Raw genomic sequence first — 19169 nt, forward strand, 5'->3', positions numbered from 1 at the left:
CGTTCGCGTTTTCGGGCATGTGGTTCCGGGGCGGTTCCGTATACGTCAGGTAAAGTTATAGCTGTAACTATTGCCGGAGTGGATAGCTACAGCTTTAACTAAAAGCATGATCACTGAGACGGCGGGGCCGCGCCCTGCGCCGAGCGGAACGACGGGCGCCACCAGCGCGGCAGCGGACGGCGGGCAGCCGGCCCCGCCCTCGCGGCCTGGCGGCGGCGGGGCCCAACTCCTCGTCCTGGCGCTCGGGTTCGTGATGGCGAGCCTGGACACCGGCATCATGAACGTCGCGTCGAACGACCTGCGGGCCCGGCTCGGCCTGACCATGTCGGGACTCACCTGGGTCGTCGACGGCTACGTCCTCGCCTTCGCCTCGCTGCTGCTGCTCGCCGGATCGCTGGCCAAGCGGTTCGGTGCCCGCCGCATCTACCTCACGGGCCTCGCGGTCTTCACCGCCGCCTCGCTCCTGGGCGCCGCCGCGCCGGACGGCGGTGTCCTGGTGGCGGCCCGCTTCCTCCAGGGCCTGGGCGCCGCCCTGTTCATGCCCAGCTCGCTGTCCCTGCTGATGCACGCCTTCCCGGAACCGGCCCGCCGCGCGAAGGTGCTCGGCGTCTGGTCGGCGATCGTCTCGACGTCCGTCGGGCTCGCCCCGTCGATCGGCGGCTTCCTGGTGGGCACGCTCGGCTGGCGCAGCATCTTCCTCGTCAACCTGCCCATCGGGATCCTGGCGCTGCTGCTCACCCGGCGGATCGTGGCGCCCGTCCCCGGCCGCCGCTCGGCGCTCGGCGGCGCCGGGCACCTGCTGGGGCTGCTGGCCCTGGCCTCGCTGAGCTTCGGCCTCATCGAGGGGCCCGCCAAGGGCTGGGCAGCGCCCGAGGTCCTGGGCGCCTTCGCGGTGGCCGCCCTCGCCGCCGCCGGATTCGTCGTCCGCGAACGGACCGCCCGCACCCCGGTCCTGCCGGTCGCGCTCTTCGCCGACAGCCGCTTCTCGGCCGCCAACGCCGTCGGATTCCTCTTCAACTTCGCCTTCTACGGCGTGCTGTTCGTCCTCGGCCTCTTCCTCCAGACCGCACGCGGCGCGGGCCCCGTCACCGCGGGCCTCCAGATGCTGCCCGCCGTCCTGGTCATCCCGTTCGGCAACATGCTCTACGCCCGGATCGGACTGCGGGTCGGCAACCGCACCGCACTGACCGCCTCGCTGGCCTTCTCGGCCGCCGGGTATGCCCTGCTCCACCTGGTGCTCGCGCCGGAACTTCCGTACTGGGCACTGGCGTTGATCCTCGCGCTCACCAACTTCGGCAGCGGCATCGCCTCGCCCGCGATGACCGGCGTGCTGATGGAGGCGACCGGCCGTGAGCACGCCGACATCGGCAGCGCGACCCTCAACGCCAACCGGCAGGTCGGCTCGCTGGTCGGGATCGCCGGAATGGGCGCCGTGCTCATCGCGGCCGGCGGCGGCTACCGGGGCGCCACGTACGCCTTCGCCCTGACCGCACTCGCCCTGGCCGTCGCGGCGGTCGTCGGGTGGCTGGGGGTACGGACGGGCGCGGGCCGGCGCGCGGGCGTCTGAGGGACGCGGGGGCGCCCGGGGCGCCGACGGGCGGGCCGACGGGCACCGGGGCCCGCCCCGCCGCATACCCTTCCGGAGTGAGCGAGAACAGCACGTACGACGGGCAGGGCACGGGCGGCGGGGACGACGGCGGGCGTCCCTGGGGTGCCGGGGCGGCGACCGGGGTCGGGTCGATGCCCGGTGGTGATGCGCGGGAGGCCGCGAAGACCGTGACCGGTTCCCTGGAGACCTTCCCCCACCTGCCGGAGCTGCCGGCCCGCGGCCCCGGCGCCGACATGATCGGGCGGACCCTCGGCATGCTCGTCGAGCTCTACGCCCACGTGGAGCCCAGCGGCTGGCGGATCAGTGACCGGCCCGGACGCGACACCCGGCGCGCCCGCGCCTGGCTCGGCGAAGACCTCGACGCCCTGGAGGAGTTCACCCAGGGATACGAAGGGCCGCTGAAGGTCTCCGCGGTCGGGCCGTGGACCCTGGCGAGCGCCCTGGAGCTGCGCAACGGCGAGGCCGCTGTCAGCGACCCCGGTGCCTGCCGTGACCTTGTGGCTTCCCTGGCGGAGGGGCTGCGCGGCCATCTCGCGGACGTACGACGGCGGGTGCCGGGCGCACAGGTCGTGCTCCAGCTCGACGAGCCGTCGCTCACCTCGGTGCTCCAGGGCCGGGTGAAGTCCGCCAGCGGCTACCGCACCCACCGGGCCGTGGACCGGGTCGTCGTCGAGGGCGCACTGCGGGACCTCGTGGGGGCGGCGCAGGGGCCCGTCGTCGTGCATTCGTGCGCGCCCGAAGTGCCGTTCGGGCTGCTGCGCAGGGCCGGCGTCGCGGGCGTCTCGTTCGATTTCTCGCTGCTCACCGAGCGTGAGGAGGAGGCGATCGGCGAGGCCGTGGAAGGGGGTACGGCCCTGTTCGCCGGTGTGGTGCCGGGCGTGGACGGCCGATTGTCAGACCCTGCCGGTAGCGTCATGGGTGTCAGGACGCTGTGGCGCAGGCTGGGGCTGACTCCGGGGACTCTCACCGAGTCCGTGGTCGTCACCCCGTCGTGCGGGCTGGCGGGCGCTTCGCCCGCTTATGCCCGCTCCGTGCTTGCGCACTGTGTCCGGGCGGCGACATCGCTCGCAGACAACCCTGAGTGACCGCACTCAAGGACCACGGGAGGACAAGACGGTGGCTGGCGAACAGCACGCAGCGGCATCCGATGTGCCCACGGCGGCGCGGGAGAAGCACGCGCAGCTCGCTGAGCAGATCGAGGAGCATCGCTTCCGCTACTACGTGAAGGACGCTCCGGTCGTCAGCGACGCGGAGTTCGACAAGCTGCTCCGCTCCCTGGAGGCACTGGAGAACGAGTATCCGGAGCTGCGCACCCCGGATTCGCCGACCCAGAAGGTCGCGGGGGCGTACGCCACGGAGTTCACCGAGGTCGAGCACCGCGAGCGGATGCTCTCGCTCGACAACGCCTTCGACAACGAGGAGTTGGCGGCCTGGGCCGAGCGGCTCGCCGGGGAGCTGGGCGGCGCACCGAAGGAAGCCGGCTACCACTTCCTGTGCGAGCTGAAGGTGGACGGCCTCGCCGTCAACCTCACCTACGAGCAGGGCCGGCTCACCCGCGCCGCCACCCGCGGCGACGGCCGCACCGGCGAGGACATCACCCCCAACGTCCGCACCATCGCCGAGATCCCGCACCGCCTCACCGGCGAGCGGATCCCGGAGCTGGTCGAGGTCCGCGGGGAGGTGTACTTCCCGATGGAGAAGTTCCTGGAGCTGAACGCCCGCCTGGTCGCCGACGGCAAGCCCCCGTTCGCCAACCCGCGCAACGCCGCCGCGGGTTCGCTCCGCCAGAAGGACCCCAAGGTCACCGCGACCCGCCCGCTCCACATGGTGGTGCACGGCATCGGCGCCCGCGAGGGCTTCGACATCGACTGCCAGTCGCACGCCTACGACCTGCTGCGGGACTGGGGCCTGCCCACCGCGCAGCACAACCAGGTCGTCGACTCCCTGGAAGCCGTACGCGGGTTCATCGCCCACTACGGCGACGCCGAGACCCGCCGCACAGCCGTCGAGCACGAGATCGACGGCGTCGTCGTCAAGCTCGACGAGATCCCGCTCCAGGGACGGCTGGGCTCGACCTCGCGGGCGCCGCGCTGGGCCATCGCCTGGAAGTACCCGCCCGAAGAGGTCAACACCAAGCTGGTCGACATCCGCGTCGGCGTCGGCCGCACGGGCCGGGTCACGCCGTACGCGGTCGTGCAGCCGGTCACCGTGGCCGGTTCCGAGGTCGAGTTCGCGACGCTGCACAACCAGGACGTGGTCAAGGCCAAGGGCGTCTTCATCGGTGACACCGTCGTGATCCGCAAGGCGGGCGACGTCATTCCCGAGATCCTCGGCCCGGTCGTCGATCTGAGGGACGGCAGCGAGCGGGAGTTCGTGATGCCGGCCGACTGCCCCGAGTGCGGGACGGCGCTACAGCCCGCCAAGGAAGGCGACATCGACCTGCGGTGCCCCAACGCCCGCTCCTGCCCCGCCCAGATCCGCGAGCGGCTTTTCTACCTCGCCGGCCGCAAATGCCTCGACATCGAGAACTTCGGCTATGTCGCCGCCACCGCGCTCAGCCAGCCGCTGGAGCCGGCCGAGCCGCCGGTCAAGGACGAGGGCGACCTCTTCGGCCTCTCCATCGAGCAGCTGCTGCCCATCAAGTCCTATGTCCTGGACCCGGATTCCGGTCTGCCCAAGCGCGACCCGGAGACCGGCGAAGAGAAAGTCGTCACCTTCTTCGCCAACCAGAAGGGCGAGCCGAAGAAGAACGCCCTCGCCATGCTGGAGAACATCCAGGCCGCCAAGGAACGCCCGCTGGCCCGGATCATCACCGGACTGTCGATCCGTCACGTCGGCCCGGTGGCCGCCGAGGCACTCGCCCGCGAATTCCGGTCGATCGACCGCATCCGGGAGGCGAGCGAGGAAGAACTCGCCGCCGTGGACGGCGTCGCCGCCACCATCGCCGCCTCGGTCAAGCAGTGGTTCGCCGACGAATGGCACCAGCAGATCATCGAGAAATGGCGGGCCGCCGGAGTCCGGATGGAAGAGGAACAGTCGGGTGAAGAAGGCCCGAGGCCGCTGGAAGGCGTCACCGTCGTCGTAACGGGCACACTTCAGTCACACACCAGAGATGGCGCGAAAGAGGCCCTTCAGAGTCTCGGGGCGAAGGTGACCGGTTCCGTTTCCAAGAAGACCGGATTCGTGGTGGTCGGGGACAACCCCGGCTCCAAGTACGACAAGGCCATGCAGCTGAAGGTGCCGGTACTGGACGACGACGGCTTCGCGGTGCTGCTGGAACAGGGTCCTGACGCAGCACGAGCGGTAGCCGTCACGCCGCCTGAGGAAGAGTGAGATGTCACCGCTTCAGCGCATACCAGAGAGATCCGGGTGGCCAGGTCGCATTCGGGCAACCGCGGCCGATCGCTGCCCGCGGTGGCCCTCGGCGGCCTACTGTTGAGGAGTGCGCCTGCCGTGGTGCGGGCACAGCCGGCTGTGAGAGGGATCGGAATGAAACCGACCGACAGCGCCGCTCCGGCGTCGCGGCTCCGCCGGCTTGTCGTGCCTGCGCTGCCCGCGGCCTTCGTCGTCGTGGCGGGTATCGCGCTCGTCACCGGGGTGATCAGGACCCTGAGCCGAGGCGAGGCACTCTTCCCCGCGGGCACCGCCGGCTGGTCGCTGGCCGTCCTCACCGGCATCATCGTCGGGCACCTGGTCGCCCTCGGTAGGGACCGCTGGTGGGGCGGCACGGGCTCCGGCGCCGCCCTCGCCCTGGCCGTCGTACTCCTCTACGGCCTGATGCCCGCGGTCCTGGTGAGCCTCGCCGTCGTCGTCCTCGTCGGCGCGGCCCGCCGGCACCGCTGGCGGCAGGCGATGGTGCACGGCGCGGTGGACCTGCTGGGCATCGGCGCCGCCGCGCTCTGCCTCGCCGCGCTCGGCACGGTGCCCACCGTCCGCCACCCCTGGCATCCGGAGATCTGGGACCTCACGGTGCTCCCCGAGGTGCTCGCGGCGGCCGCCGGGTATCTCCTCGTCACCCGCGCCCTGTTGTGGTGTTCGGTGCTCCCGCGCAACGGCGGCCTGCCCACCATCACCCGCACCGCCATGACCCGTCAGGTGCTGGTCGGCGTCGCGCTGGTGGGCATCGCCCCGCTGATCGCGGTCACCGCCGTCCACGCGCCGCTGCTGCTGCCGATGTTCGCGGTGCCGCTCATCGCCCTGGACTCCACCCTGTGGATCGCCCGCGCCCGCGCCGAGGAGCAGCTGCGCGACCCGCTGACCGGACTCCCCAACCGCCAGTGGCTCCTGGAGCGCACCTGGTCCGCGCTGGACGAGGCGGAACGCATCGGCGCCCGCTCGGCGCTGGTCCTCATCGACCTCGACCGCTTCCGGTCGGTGAACGACACCCTGGGCCATCTCGCGGGCGACCGCCTGCTGTTGCAGATCGCCGACCGCCTCCGGCACGCCCTGCCCCGGGGCGCGGAGGCCGCCCGGCTCGGCGGGGACGAGTTCGCCGTGCTGCTGCCCACCGCCGACTCGCTCACCAGCGCCCAACGGGTGGCCCGCAACCTCGTCGCCGCCCTGGGGTCACCCCTCGACCTCGACGGCCTGACCCTCGTGCTCGAAGCGAGCGCGGGGGTCGCCGTCTTCCCGGACCACGCACTGGACGCCGAGGGACTGCTGCGCCGGGCCGACGTCGCCATGTACCAGGCCAAGCGGGACCGCAGCGGCGTCGAGGTCTACGAAGCCAAGCGGGACGGCAACACCCCCGACCGGCTCGGCCTGTTGGGCGATCTGCGCCGCGCCCTGGACGCGGGCGACGTCGAACTGCACTACCAGCCCAAGGTCGGCTTCGACGGCCACGTCGCGGGCCTGGAGGCACTGGTCCGCTGGGTGCATCCGGACCGCGGGAGAGTGCCACCGGACGAGTTCATCGCCATCGCCGAGTCCTCCGGCCTGATGCCCCGCCTGACCGAGTACGTCCTGGAGACCGCGCTCGCCCAGGTGGCACGCTGGCGGGCCATGGGTCTGGAAGTGCCGGTCGCGGTGAACGTCTCACCGCGCGACGTCCACTCCCCGGGCTTCGCCGGCGCCGTCGCCGCCCGCCTGGCCCGGCACCGCGTCCCACCAGGATCCCTCCAACTGGAGATAACCGAACACGTCCTGCTGGAGGACCCGCAGCGGGCCGCCGACACCCTCGCCGGACTGACCGGCCACGGCGTGAAGATGTCCCTCGACGACTTCGGCACCGGCTACTCCTCCCTGGTCCACCTGCGTCGGCTGCCGGTCAGCGAGCTGAAGATCGACCGGTCCTTCGTGGCACGCCTCGCGGTCGACAACGAAGACGCCGAGATCGTCCGCTGCACCATCGACCTGGCCCACTCCCTCGGCCTGCTGGTGGTCGCCGAGGGAGTCGAGGACGACGAGACCTGGGAGCGGCTGCGCGACCTCGGCTGTGACGCCGTCCAGGGCTGGCTGGTGGCGGCCGCGATGCCGCCGGACGAGACCACCGCCTGGCTCCGCGCCCGCGGGGAGCACGGCTGGCACCGCGAATCGGAGACGGCCGCCCTCGCGGCGGAGAAGGCTGCCGAACGCCCTTCGGGACAGGTCCTGAACTGACCCGGCCTCCGGCCGTCCCGTGTCCCCGCTCCGATCGCACTCCCCGGCCCCAGCTGCCGCCCGGCGTACCCCCGCCACCGGGCGCCCCCGAGGCCCCGCCCCACTCCACAGAGGCGTCCGACGGCACGCAGCCGCGGCCCGAAGCCGATACCCCGGCGGCCGGTGACGAACGCCCCGGCCACCCCGGCACCGGCGACGTCGGCAAGGAGCCCCCGCACGCCGGTACCTCCTGACGGGCCCGTGAAGCCCCCGGCGGATCCGGGCCCCGTAAGGCGGCTCCGGTGTCTTCCGCCGGGCCTCCGGAGCCCCCTGGGAAAGCCCTGCGCGATTCCTTCCGCGTACGCCATAGGATTGGGCCGTACAACTCACGTAGGACTCCGAGAACCAGCAGAGGATCGCTGCATGCCTGGCATCACGCGCGAGGAGGTCGCCCACCTCGCCCGGCTGGCACGTCTGGAGCTGAAGGACGAAGAGCTCGACCACTTCGCCGGACAGCTCGACGACATCATTGGCGCGGTCGCCCGCGTCTCCGAGGTCGCCGACCAAGACGTCCCGCCGACCTCCCACCCGCTGCCCCTGACCAACGTCATGCGGGCGGACGAGGTCCGTCCGTCGCTGACCCCCGAGCAGGCGCTGTCCGGCGCCCCGGCCCAGGAGCAGCAGCGTTTCAAGGTGCCGCAGATCCTGGGGGAGGAGTGACCGACATGGCAGACCTGATCAAGCTCACCGCCGCCGAGATCGCGGCGAAGATCGCGTCCGGCGAACTGACCGCCGTCGAGGTGACCGAGGCCCACCTGGCCCGCATCGAGGCCGTCGACGAGAAGGTGAACGCCTACCTCCACGTCGACCGCGAAGGCGCGCTGGCCCAGGCCCGCGCCGTCGACGAGAAGAAGGCCCGCGGCGAGAAGCTCGGCCCGCTGGCCGGCGTCCCGCTCGCGCTGAAGGACATCTTCACGACGCAGGACATGCCCACCACCGTCGGCTCGAAGATCCTCGAAGGCTGGATCCCGCCGTACGACGCGACGCTGACCAAGCGGCTCAAGGCCGCCGATGTCGTGATCCTCGGCAAGACCAACATGGACGAGTTCGCCATGGGGTCGTCGACGGAGAACAGCGCCTACGGCCCGACCGGCAACCCCTGGGACCTCACCAAGATCCCCGGCGGCTCCGGCGGCGGCTCCTCCGCGGCCCTCGCCTCCTACCAGGCCCCGCTCGCCATCGGCACGGACACCGGCGGCTCCATCCGCCAGCCCGCCGCCGTCACCGGCACGGTCGGCGTCAAGCCCACCTACGGCGCGGTCTCCCGCTACGGCATGGTCGCCTTCTCCTCCTCCCTCGACCAGGGCGGCCCCTGCGCCCGCACGGTCCTGGACGCGGCGCTGCTGCACGAGGTGATCGCTGGCCACGACGAGCTGGACTCGACGTCCATCGACGCGGCGGTCCCGGCCGTCGTCGATGCCGCCCGCAACGGCTCCGTCGCCGGGATGCGGGTCGGCGTCGTCAAGCAGTTCCGCGGCGAGGGCTATCAGGCGGGCGTGCTCCAGCGGTTCGACGAGTCCGTCGAGCTGCTCAAGAGCCTCGGCGCCGAGATCGTCGAGCTGGACTGCCCGTCCTTCGACCTGGCGCTCTCCGCGTACTACCTGATCGCGCCGTCCGAGTGCTCCTCGAACCTCGCCCGCTTCGACGCCATGCGCTACGGCCTGCGGGTCGGCGACGACGGCACGAGGTCCGCCGAGGACGTCACCGCCCTCACCCGCGAGGCCGGCTTCGGCGACGAGGTCAAGCGCCGCATCATCCTCGGCACCTACGCGCTCAGCTCCGGCTACTACGACGCCTACTACGGCTCGGCGCAGAAGGTCCGCACCCTGATCACGCGGGACTTCGAGAAGTCCTTCGAGACGGTCGACGTCATCGTCTCGCCGACGACGCCCACCACCGCCTTCCCGATCGGTGAGCGCGCGGACGACCCGATGGCGATGTACCTCGCCGACCTGTGCACGATTCCGTCGAACCTGGCCGGCAACTCCGCGATGTCGCTGCCCTGCGGCCTGGCACCGGAGGACGGCCTGCCCGTCGGACTGCAGATCATCGCCCCCGCCATGAAGGACGACCGGCTCTACCAGGTCGGGTCCGCCGTCGAGGCGGCCTTCGTGGAAAAGTGGGGGCACCCGCTGCTGGAGGAGGCACCGTCACTGTGAGCTCAATGACCAAGAAGGCCAAGAACTTCAAGAAGTCCAAGTCCGGCGTCTACCTGTCGATCGGTACCACCGCGTTCGGCGCCCTCAGCGTCTTCAAGCAGGCGAAGACGGCCCGCCAGGAGAACGACACGCTGCGACTGATCGACGCGGGCGTCTCCGCCGCGGCGATCGTCACCGGCCTGGCGATCCTCTACCGCGAACTGAAGCGCCTGGGCGACGACGACGTCCTGCTGGGCTGAGAGGGAAAGTTTCACCGTGACTGTCACTGACCTGGTGTCGTACGAGGACGCTCTCGCGGCGTACGACCCCGTCATGGGCCTGGAGGTCCATGTCGAGCTCGGCACCAAGACCAAGATGTTCTGCGGGTGTGCGACCACGCTGGGCGCCGACGCCAACGCGCAGACCTGCCCCACCTGCCTGGGCCTGCCCGGCTCGCTCCCGGTCGTCAACGCGATCGGCGTCGAGTCGGCCATCAAGATCGGCCTGGCACTGAACTGCTCCATCGCCGAGTGGTGCCGCTTCGCCCGGAAGAACTACTTCTATCCGGACATGCCGAAGAACTTCCAGACCTCCCAGTACGACGAGCCGATCGCCTTCGACGGCTACCTCGACGTACAGCTGGAGGACGGCGAGGTCTTCCGGGTGCAGATCGAGCGCGCCCACATGGAGGAGGACACCGGCAAGTCCACCCACGTCGGCGGCGCGACGGGCCGTATCCACGGTGCCTCGCACTCCCTCCTGGACTACAACCGCGCCGGCATCCCGCTGATCGAGATCGTCACCAAGCCGATCGAGGGCGCCGGCGAGCGGGCCCCCGAGGTCGCCAAGGCGTACGTCGCCGAGCTGCGCGAGCTGATCAAGGCGCTGGGTGTCTCCGAGGCCCGCATGGAGATGGGCCAGATGCGCTGCGACGTGAACCTCTCGCTGCGCCCGAACGGCACCGAGAAGCTCGGCACCCGCTCGGAGACGAAGAACGTCAACTCGCTGCGTTCCGTGGAGCGCGCGGCCCGCTTCGAGATCCAGCGGCACGCCGCGGTGCTCTCCTCCGGCGGCACCATCGTCCAGGAGACCCGGCACTTCCACGAAGAGGACGGCTCGACGACGGCCGGCCGCATCAAGGACAACGCCGAGGACTACCGCTACTTCCCCGAGCCGGACCTGGTGCCGGTGGCCCCCGCGCGCGAGTGGGTCGAGGAACTGCGGGGCGCGCTGCCCGAGTTGCCGCGGCTGCGCCGCAACCGGCTGCGCGAGGAGTGGGGCGTCTCCGCGCACGACATGCAGTCGATCCTCAACGCCGGTGCGGTCGACCTGATCGTCGCCACGACCGAGGCGGGCGCGGACTCCGCCTCCGCCCGTAAGTGGTGGATGGGCGAACTGGCCCGCCGCGCCAACGAGGACGGCGTGGACCTCGCCGCCCTGCCGATCACCCCGGTGCAGGTCGCCCGGGTGGCCGCGCTGGTCGCCGAGGGCTCCCTCAACGACAAGCTGGCCCGCCAGACCATCGAGGGCGTGCTGGCCGGCGAGGGCGACCCGGACACCGTCGTCGAGAAGCGCGGCCTGAAGGTCGTCTCCGACGAGGGCGCCCTGGGCAGCGCCGTCGACGAGGCCATCGCGGGCAACGCCGCCATCGCCGACAAGATCCGCGGCGGCAAGGTCGCGGCGGCCGGTGCGCTGGTCGGCGCGGTCATGAAGGCCACCCGCGGCCAGGCCGATGCGGCCCGGGTCCGCGAACTCATCCTTGAGCGCCTCGGCGTGACAGAGGGCTGAGCACAGCCGCGGCCGGTGCCCCGGCCGCCCGAAGACGGCCGTTCTCCTCCGGGAGGGCGGCCGTCTTCGTGCACCGTCCACCCGACCGGCCCGGCCGGGAATGCCGGGGCACACCGTCGTGCTGTGATCAAGGAAAGGCCCTCCGCCGTGGACGCGGGCGGGCCACCACGCTTCGGACAGTGGAGGAACGGTGCAGCAGCACGCTCTTGTCTCGCGGATCGGCCGGGTCGGTGTCTGGCACGGCGGCCTCGGCGGCGTTCCGGCGGACGAGGCCCGGGAGGCCGCCGCCGAGATCGAGCAACTGGGCTACGGCGCCCTGTGGTTCGGCGAGGGCCCGGGGTCGGAGGCAGTCAGCCAGGCCGCGCTGCTGCTGTCCGCCACCGAGCGGATCACGGTCGCCACCGGCATCGCCAACATCTGGGTCCGTGACGCGTCGGCCGCGTCCGCCGCCGCGCGCAACCTGGCCGCGGCCCACGACGGCCGCTTCCTGCTCGGCCTGGGTGCGAGCCACGCGCCGCTGGTCGACCTGCGGGGCCACACCTACGCCAAGCCGCTGGCGGCCGTGCGCGCGTACCTCGACGCGATGGACGCCGCCCCGTACGCCGGCCCGGCCCCGGATTCCGCCTCCGCCCGGGTGCTGGCCGCGCTCGGCCCGAAGATGCTGGAGCTGGCGGCGGCGCGGGCGGCCGGCGCCCACTCGTACTTCGTGCCCACGCAGCACACCGCACGCGCCCGGGAGATCCTCGGCGCCGGCCCGCTGCTCGCCCCCGAACAGGCCGTACTTCTGGAGACCGACCCGGAGAAGGCCCGTTCGCTGGCCCGTGCCCACCACACGCGGTTCTACCTGGAGCTGCCGAACTACACCGGCAATCTGCGCCGGTTCGGCTTCGGCGACGAGGACTTCGCGAACGGCGGCAGCGACCGGCTGGTGGACGCGATCGTGGCCTGGGGCGACGTGGACGCGATCCGGCGGCGGGTCCAGGAACACCACGACGCGGGCGCCGACCACGTGGCCCTCCAGCCGCTCGCCGCCGACCGCGGCCTGGGCCTGGAGCAACTGCGGGAACTGGCACCGGCGTTGGGTCTGGGCTGACCGCCTCCCGCTGAGGGTGCGGGCCGCCGTGAGGTGGCGCGGCAGCTGCCGTTTCGGCGGTTCCGGCCGTCCGGTGGCACCCCTGCATCGGTCGCGTGTTCCCAAAGTTGTCACCTCGATACCTATCGCCCGTCACGGCCGTCTACTACCGTCCCCGTCGCACCATCTCAATGGGCTGACCGAAGACCATTGACTGTCGACTGGGAGGTCGGGCGTGACACCGGAGGTATCTCGCAGGCGGGTACTGGGAGTTGGCGCTGCCGCGGCGGGGGCGGCGGTCGCCGGATCGCTGCTGCCGCCGTCGTTGCAGGAGGCGCTGGCCGCCGACGCGGCACGGCCGGCGCGGGGCGCGGGCGACCTGCGCGACATCAGGCACGTCGTCGTGCTGATGCAGGAGAACCGTTCCTTCGACCACTACTTCGGCATGCTGCGCGGAGTACGCGGCTACGCCGACCGCAATGCCGTCGAACTGCCCGGCAAGCGCAGCGTCTACGAGCAGCCCGGGGCGCTGGGCATCGGCACCGTCCTGCCGTTCTCGGTCCGCGGGGCCGCGGCCGCGCAGAAGAAGGACCTCCAGTACATAGGGGCGCTCAACCACGAGTGGGTCGGCGGTTCCAAGGCGTGGAACGGCGGCTGGATGAACAACTGGGTCACCGCCAAGACCGCCGCCACCATGGCCCACTACGACCGGCAGGACGTCCCCCTGCACTACGAACTCGCCGACACCTTCACCGTCTGCGACGCCTACCACTCGTCGATCCACTCCTCCACCAGCCCCAACCGCAACCACCTGGTCAGCGGCTGGACCGGCTTCGAACCCGGCACCGGCAAGCGCGCGGTCGGCAACGACGCGTACGACGAGGACACCCACACCGGCTACACCTGGACGACCTACCCCGAGCGGCTGGAGAAGACCGGCCACAGCTGGCGGGTCTACCAGGAGTGGGACAACTTCACCGACAACAACCTGGAGTTCTACGCCCGCTTCAAGGCGGTCGCCAGGAAGGCGCTGGCGAAGGTCGGCGGCGTCTCGAACATGACCGCCTTCTACGGGAAGGTGGCGGGCGCCGGAGCGGACGAACGCAAGCGGCTGCTGGGGCTGCTGGAGGACGGCGTCAAGGCGCTCGGGCGGGCCGACCGCAGCCTGTTCGAGCGGGCGCTGCGGCGCGGCGAGCCGGACACCACGGCCACCGCCTTCGCCGCCGACGTGGCGAGCGGCAAGCTGCCCGAGGTGTCGTACATCGTGCCGTCGGCCGCCGACTCCGAACACCCCGGCTCCTCCTCGCCCGTCGAGAGCGCCACCATCGTCTACAAGGTCCTGGACGCACTCGGCAGGAACCCGGACGTCTGGCGGCACACCGCGCTGTTCCTCACCTACGACGAGAACGACGGCTTCTTCGACCACGTACCGCCGCCGGTGCCGCCCGCAGGGACGGACGGCGAGTTCTGGGACGGGAAGCCGACGGGCCTGGGCATGCGGGTGCCGATGATCGTCATCTCGCCCTGGACGGTCGGCGGTTACGCCTGCTCGCAGGTCTTCGACCACACCTCGATCACCCGCTTCCTGGAACGGTGGACGGGGGTGCGGGAGCCCAACATCAGCGCCTGGCGGCGGACCGTCTGCGGCGACCTCACCGGTGCGTTCGACTTCTCTCGCGGGCGCCGGCAGCCGTCGGTGGAGCAGCCGGGCGAGATCCCGCCGTTCAGCGGCCGCTGGGCGCCGCGCCCGCCGGCCGACCAGGCGCTGCCCCAGCAGGAACACGGCACCCGCCCGGCCCGGCCGCTGCCCTACCAGCCGGACGCCGACGGCGGCCTCGACACGGGCGCCGGCCTTTTCCGGATGGCGCTGCGCAACGGCGGCGCCGCCTCCGCCCACCTCGCGCTCTATCCGTACGCCGGGGAGTACGGGACGCCGCAGCACCGCGACGTGACCGGCAGCGGGAGCTGGGACGTGCCGGTCAAGGACGGGGCGTACCGTTTCACCGTCACCGGGCCGAACGGCTTCCGGCGGGAGTTCGCCGGCCACGGCTCGGGCGCGGCGGCCGCCGCCCAGGTCCGTACCCGCATCGACGCGGACCGCCGGGAGATCCACCTGACCGTCGTCAACGGCGGCACGGCCGACCTCACCGTCACCCTCGCCCCGCTCGCCTACGGGGACACGCCCCGCACGCTGAAGGTGAAGGCCGGCGGCACCCGCACCGTCGCGCACCGGGCGGCGGACGCGCACGGCTGGTACGACCTCGCCCTCACCGTCGCCGAGGACACCTCCTTCCACCGCCGCCTCATGGGACACATCGAGAACGGCAAGGAGTCGGTCACCGGCTGACCGGGCCGGACCGCGCGGCTGACCAGCGGCGGGACGGCGGCCGGCCGGCCCCGGCCCGCCGTCCGTCGCCGCCGCGCACCCCCGCCCCCGCCGCTCTCTCATCCGACTCTCAGACGCGCCCCCTACGGTCGCGCACATGGGAACGACCAGGACGACCGACGAGCGCGCCGCAACGCGAACCGACGACCCGTCCGTGCCGGCCGAAGCCGCCACGGACGTGGAGGAGAAGACCACCGCAGAGCCGGACACCGATGCCGCCACCGGCACCGCGGACGCCGCCGATGAGAAGCGGGCCACCGCCACGGCCGAACACGACGAGGACAGCGATCTCGACGGCCTCGACGACACCGCGGCGGCGCACGACGACGAGGACGCCCTCGACGACGAAGCGCCGGTGCAGGCCACCGCGGGCGTCGGGTTCGGCGCGGGCGCGGTCGTCGCCGCCGGGCTCGGCCTCGCCTCCGTCACCGGCACCTGGCTCGGCACGCTGCTGGCCGAACGGCAGACCCTGCTCGGCCAGATCAAGCTCCAGTCGGGCAAGGCCACCGACCAGATCGCCACCGTCTACGGCACGCCCTGGCACACCACAGCCCTGGTCAACGGCCTGTTCGCGCTGCTCGCCGTGATCATCGGCGGCGCCGTGCTGCTCAACCGCCCGCGCGCCGCCTGGATGCGTGCCGTCGCCTGGGGCGGCCTGGCCCTCGGCGTCCTGGGCATCCTGATCTCCGCCGGAATGTACTTCGACCTCCTGGCGAGCCTGCCCAGCATCCCCAAGGCCCCCGCGGGCGCGGGTTCCTGAGGACCGTACGGCCCCGTCACCGCACCACAGTCAAGGCCCGCCGGTCCGCCCGGCGGGCCTTGGCCGTGCGCGCACCACCGGACGGCATCAGGCGGGACGCTCAGGTCACCTTCAGGTGCAGGATGCGGTCATCGCCCTTGTGCGGCTTGCCCCGCCCGTCGGTGTTGCTCGTGACCAGCCACAACGACCCGTCGTCCGCCGCCACCACGGTCCGCAGCCGCCCGTACGTGCCCTTCAGGAAGGCGTGCGGCGCCGCGGCCGGCTTCGTTCCGTCCAGCGGGATCCGCCACAGCCGCTCGCCGCGCAGCGCCGCCATCCAGAGCGACCCCTTCGCGTACGCGAGGCCGCTGGGTGAGGCGTCCGACGGCTTCCACTGGAGGACCGGATCGGTGAAGCCCGAGCCGCCCTTGCCCTTCCCCTCCCGCTCCGGCCAGCCGTAGTTGTGGCCCGCCTCGATGAGGTTCAGCTCGTCCCAGGTGTCCTGCCCGAACTCCGAGGCCCACAGCCGGTCGTGACTGTCCCAGGCGAGCCCCTGCACATCGCGGTGCCCGTAGTCGTACACCACCGAATCCGCATCGGGATTGCCGCGCGCGGGCTCGCCGTCCGGTGTCATCCGCAGGATCTTGCCGCCCGGGGACGCCTTGTCCTGGGAGAGCTTCCGGTCACCGGTCTCGCCGGTAGCGGCGTAGAGCATCTTGTCCGGGCCGAACGCGATCCGGCCGCCGTTGTGGATGTGCCCCTTGGGGATGCCCCGCAGAATGGTGTCGGGCGCGCCCAGTTGGTTGCCCGCAGGCCGCTTCTCGTCGTAGATCATGCGGGCGATGCGGTTGTCGGATTCGGTGGTGAAATACGCGTAGACCTGGTGGTCGGCGCCGTACGTGGACGACACCGCGAGCCCCAGCAGGCCCCCTTCGCCGCCCGGAGCCACCCCGGGGACCGAGCCCAGTTCGGTCTTCTTGCCGCCGTCCGCGGCGATCCGGTAGATCCTGCCGGTGTCCCGGGAGCCGACCAGCAGATCGCCGCCCGGCAGCAGCGCCACGCCCCAGGGCGAGTCGAGGCCGGTGGCCAGGGTGCCGGTCACCTTCACCGACCCCTTCGCGGGCGGCACGGACGACGACGGGCCCGGACGTGCGGAGCCCTTCGTGCCGGGGGAAGGACCGCCCTTCCCGGGCAGCGCGCCGCCGGCGGAGCAGCCCGCCGCCAGCAGCAGCGAGGCCGCGGCCAACACGACGGTCAGGGAACGGTGTTGCACGGCAGAGTCCTCTCGTCGGCGGAGCGGGACAAGGACACCACATCGGCGCGCGCCGCCGCCGGACGTTCCGGGCCGCAGGGAACGGTGTCGGCGCGGGGCACCACGGCGGCCGGTATCCGGGCCGGACACCGGCCGCGGCCGAGGTCAGTCCCACGACCCCCGGGCCGGCGGCAGCGAGGCGATCTCCGCCAGGTCGGCGCGATCCAGCACCAGCTCGGCGGCCTTGGCGTTCTGCGCGGCCCAGCGCTCCTTCTTCGTCCCCGGCACCGGTACCACGTGCCGCCCCTGCGCCAGCACCCACGCCAGCGCGACCTGTCCCGGCGTCGCGCCGTAGCGCGCCCCCACCCGCCGCAGTCCGGCCACCACCGGCTGGTTCGCCGCCATCATCTCGGCGGTGAACCGCGGATGACGGGCCCGGAGGTCCTCCGGTTCGAAGCCCTGTCCCGGGGTGAGGGTGCCGGTCAGGTAGCCGTTGCCCAGCGGCATCGCCGCCAGGAACCCGACACCGCGCGACTCGCACCACGGCAGCAGCTCCGCCAGCGCCTCGGGCGACCACACCGAAAGCTCCGCCTGCACGCTGCTGACCGGGAAGACCTGCTGGATGCGCTCCAGTTGGCGCAGCGTCCCGTCGTGCATCCGCGACCGGATCCGCCGCGCGCCGCCCGCCGCCTGCCGGTCGGCACGGGTCGGCCGCAGCGCGCGGGCGCCCACGGCGCACAACCCCAGCGAGCGCACCTTCCCCGCGGCCACCAGCTCTGCCATCGCGCCCCAGGTCTCCTCTATCGGGATCTCGGGATCGGCGCGGTGCAGCTGGTAGAGATCGATGCGGTCGGTCCTGAGCCGGCGCAGCGAGGCGTCGCAGGCCCGCTTCACATAGCCCGGCCTGCCGTTGGCCACGATGTGCTGCTCGCCCGCCAGCAGCCCGCACTTGGTCGAGACGAAGGCGTCCGCCCGCCGTTCCTTGAGCGCCCGGCCCACCAGCAGCTCGTTGGTGAACGGCCCGTACATGTCGGCGGTGTCCAGCAGGCTGCACCCCCGGTCGAGCGCGGCGTGCACGGCCCGCAACGAGCCGTCCAAGCTCCGCTGCGACTCGGTGTACCCCCAGTTCATCGGCATGCAGCCGAGCCCGATTGCGCCCACTTCGAGCGCCGCCGCACCGATTGTCCTGCGCTCCACCTGGTCGTGCCTCCGTCCCCTCGCCCCCGGTCAAGGGCCAGACCAAACTAACGTCTGAAGAGAACGCCTCTTCGCATAGCCTCGGACCATGGCAACCGCAGACCCGCACGCAGACGCGATGGACGTATGGCTTCCGATCCCGCCCGACGAGATCGAGGGCCTTCCCGACGGACTGCACTACGTCCACTGGGACGCCGGCCCCGACTACCCGGCCGATCCCGCCCGGTGCGCGTTCTACGCCGTCCCCTATATGAAGGGCGCAGAAGCGTCACTGCGGCCGCTGCCGCTGATGAGCCGGGTCCGCGTGGTGCAGACCCTGACCGCGGGAGTCGAGCACATGCTGCCCGCCCTGCCCCAACTGCCGCACGGAGCCCAGCTGTGCAACGCCCGCGGGCTGCACGACGCCAGCACGGCGGAGCTGGCCCTGACCCTCATCCTGGCGGCGCTGCGCGGCGTGCCCGACTTCGTGCGGGCCCAGGACGAGGGGGAGTGGCGGACAGCTTTCCGGCCCGCACTTGCCGACAAATCCGTTCTCATCGTGGGTTATGGGTCGATCGGCAGTGCCATCGAGGACCGGCTCACGCCCTTCGAGTGCGCGCGGGTGATGCGCATCGCGCGCACCGCCCGTGAGACCGTGCGCGGTCCTGTGCATCCACTGTCCGCCCTGTCCGCCCTCCTGCCCGCCGCCGATGTGGTTGTGCTGGCCACTCCGCTCACGGACGAGACCCGTGGCCTGGTCGGACGTGATTTCCTGGCGCGCATGAAGGACGGCGCACTGGTGGTGAACATCGCGCGCGGCCGGATCGTCGACACGGACGCGCTGCTGGCCGAGCTGACCTCGGGACGGCTGCGCGCGGCCCTCGACGTCACCGATCCGGAACCGCTGCCCGCCGAACACCCTCTGTGGCACGCTCCCGGCGTGCTCATCACTCCACACGTCGGGGGCCCCAGCTCTGCCTTCCTGCCCCGCGCGAAGCGCCTTCTGCGGGACCAGCTGCGGTTGTTCGCCGCTGGGGCACCGCTACGGAACGTGGTCGCTACAGCTGACCGGAATGCTTGCGCGTAGCGCTACGGGTCCGTACGAATGCACGGAGTGTGCAGAAACCCCGTCATCGTCACGCTCCGTAGAAGTGCTATGTCCCTGAGTGACCGTTCTGGTGTATCGTCCCGGTCGGGGACGGCGCCGCGGAGCCGGCGGCGCCCGCGAAGGATCCGGAACTCGAGGGGGGCGACGGCGATGAACGGCCGATGGACGAATCGCGAGACGCGCGATCCACGAGCACCGAGGGGGATATGGCGACAGCCCCCGATGTGCCGACCACGTCGCCACCGCGCCCGGGTGTGCGGGAGG

The 19169-nt window shown here is 71.9% G+C and carries 14 protein-coding genes; 12 read left to right on the top strand and 2 right to left on the bottom strand.

What is annotated here, in order from left to right:
• Positions 1-106 precede the first annotated feature (106 nt).
• The 11 genes from LIU39_RS13535 (at position 107) to LIU39_RS13585 (ending at position 15390) form a co-directional block, all read left to right on the top strand.
• Positions 107-1567 carry an MFS transporter gene (locus LIU39_RS13535; protein WP_227046924.1) on the top strand — a complete coding sequence of 487 codons (1461 nt, stop codon included), beginning with the start codon at positions 107-109 and terminating at the stop codon, positions 1565-1567.
• A 173-nt stretch (positions 1568-1740) separates the two neighbouring features.
• Entirely contained in the window at positions 1741-2694 is a 954-nt protein-coding gene (locus LIU39_RS13540) for a methionine synthase (protein ID WP_264482740.1), read from the top strand.
• Between the two features lie 31 nt (positions 2695-2725).
• Positions 2726-4942 (top strand): NAD-dependent DNA ligase LigA, encoded by a 2217-nt coding sequence (gene ligA / locus LIU39_RS13545; RefSeq protein ID WP_227046926.1) that lies wholly within the window; start codon positions 2726-2728, stop codon positions 4940-4942.
• A 156-nt stretch (positions 4943-5098) separates the two neighbouring features.
• Entirely contained in the window at positions 5099-7207 is a 2109-nt protein-coding gene (locus LIU39_RS13550) for a putative bifunctional diguanylate cyclase/phosphodiesterase (protein ID WP_227046927.1), read from the top strand.
• Between the two features lie 402 nt (positions 7208-7609).
• The gene (gene gatC, locus LIU39_RS13555) at positions 7610-7906 is read left to right on the top strand and encodes an Asp-tRNA(Asn)/Glu-tRNA(Gln) amidotransferase subunit GatC (protein ID WP_030258164.1); all 297 of its coding nucleotides are present in this window, start codon (positions 7610-7612) and stop codon (positions 7904-7906) included.
• Positions 7907-7911: 5 nt separating this feature from the next.
• The gene (gene gatA / locus LIU39_RS13560; RefSeq protein WP_264482720.1) at positions 7912-9405 is read left to right on the top strand and encodes an Asp-tRNA(Asn)/Glu-tRNA(Gln) amidotransferase subunit GatA; all 1494 of its coding nucleotides are present in this window, start codon (positions 7912-7914) and stop codon (positions 9403-9405) included.
• Between the two features lie 5 nt (positions 9406-9410).
• Positions 9411-9644 (top strand): hypothetical protein, encoded by a 234-nt coding sequence (locus LIU39_RS13565; protein WP_227046966.1) that lies wholly within the window; start codon positions 9411-9413, stop codon positions 9642-9644.
• Between the two features lie 16 nt (positions 9645-9660).
• A complete protein-coding gene (gatB, locus tag LIU39_RS13570; protein WP_227046930.1) occupies positions 9661-11172 on the top strand; it encodes an Asp-tRNA(Asn)/Glu-tRNA(Gln) amidotransferase subunit GatB in 1512 nt (503 codons plus the stop codon).
• Positions 11173-11362: 190 nt separating this feature from the next.
• The gene (locus tag LIU39_RS13575; RefSeq protein WP_227046931.1) at positions 11363-12265 is read left to right on the top strand and encodes a TIGR03620 family F420-dependent LLM class oxidoreductase; all 903 of its coding nucleotides are present in this window, start codon (positions 11363-11365) and stop codon (positions 12263-12265) included.
• 214 nt (positions 12266-12479) lie between these two features.
• On the top strand, positions 12480-14591 hold the full coding sequence (locus tag LIU39_RS13580; protein ID WP_227046932.1) for a phosphocholine-specific phospholipase C: 2112 nt from the start codon (positions 12480-12482) through the stop codon (positions 14589-14591).
• Positions 14592-14727: 136 nt separating this feature from the next.
• Complete coding sequence (locus LIU39_RS13585; protein WP_227046933.1) at positions 14728-15390, top strand: hypothetical protein; 663 nt, start codon at positions 14728-14730, stop codon at positions 15388-15390.
• A 100-nt stretch (positions 15391-15490) separates the two neighbouring features.
• Here LIU39_RS13585 and LIU39_RS13590 read toward each other — a convergent pair whose 3' ends face one another.
• A complete protein-coding gene (locus LIU39_RS13590) occupies positions 15491-16642 on the bottom strand; it encodes a PQQ-dependent sugar dehydrogenase (protein WP_227046934.1) in 1152 nt (383 codons plus the stop codon).
• A 144-nt stretch (positions 16643-16786) separates the two neighbouring features.
• Entirely contained in the window at positions 16787-17818 is a 1032-nt protein-coding gene (locus LIU39_RS13595; protein ID WP_227046935.1) for an aldo/keto reductase, read from the bottom strand.
• Between the two features lie 88 nt (positions 17819-17906).
• On the opposite strand from LIU39_RS13595, the gene LIU39_RS13600 reads away from it, so the two are divergent.
• Positions 17907-18884: a 2-hydroxyacid dehydrogenase gene (locus tag LIU39_RS13600; protein WP_227046936.1), complete on the top strand. Its 978-nt coding sequence runs from the start codon at positions 17907-17909 to the stop codon at positions 18882-18884.
• Positions 18885-19169: the final 285 nt, after the last annotated feature.

The sequence above is a fragment of the Streptomyces pinistramenti genome, assembly GCF_020564935.1.
GTDB classification, from domain to species: Bacteria; Actinomycetota; Actinomycetes; order Streptomycetales; family Streptomycetaceae; genus Streptomyces; species Streptomyces pinistramenti.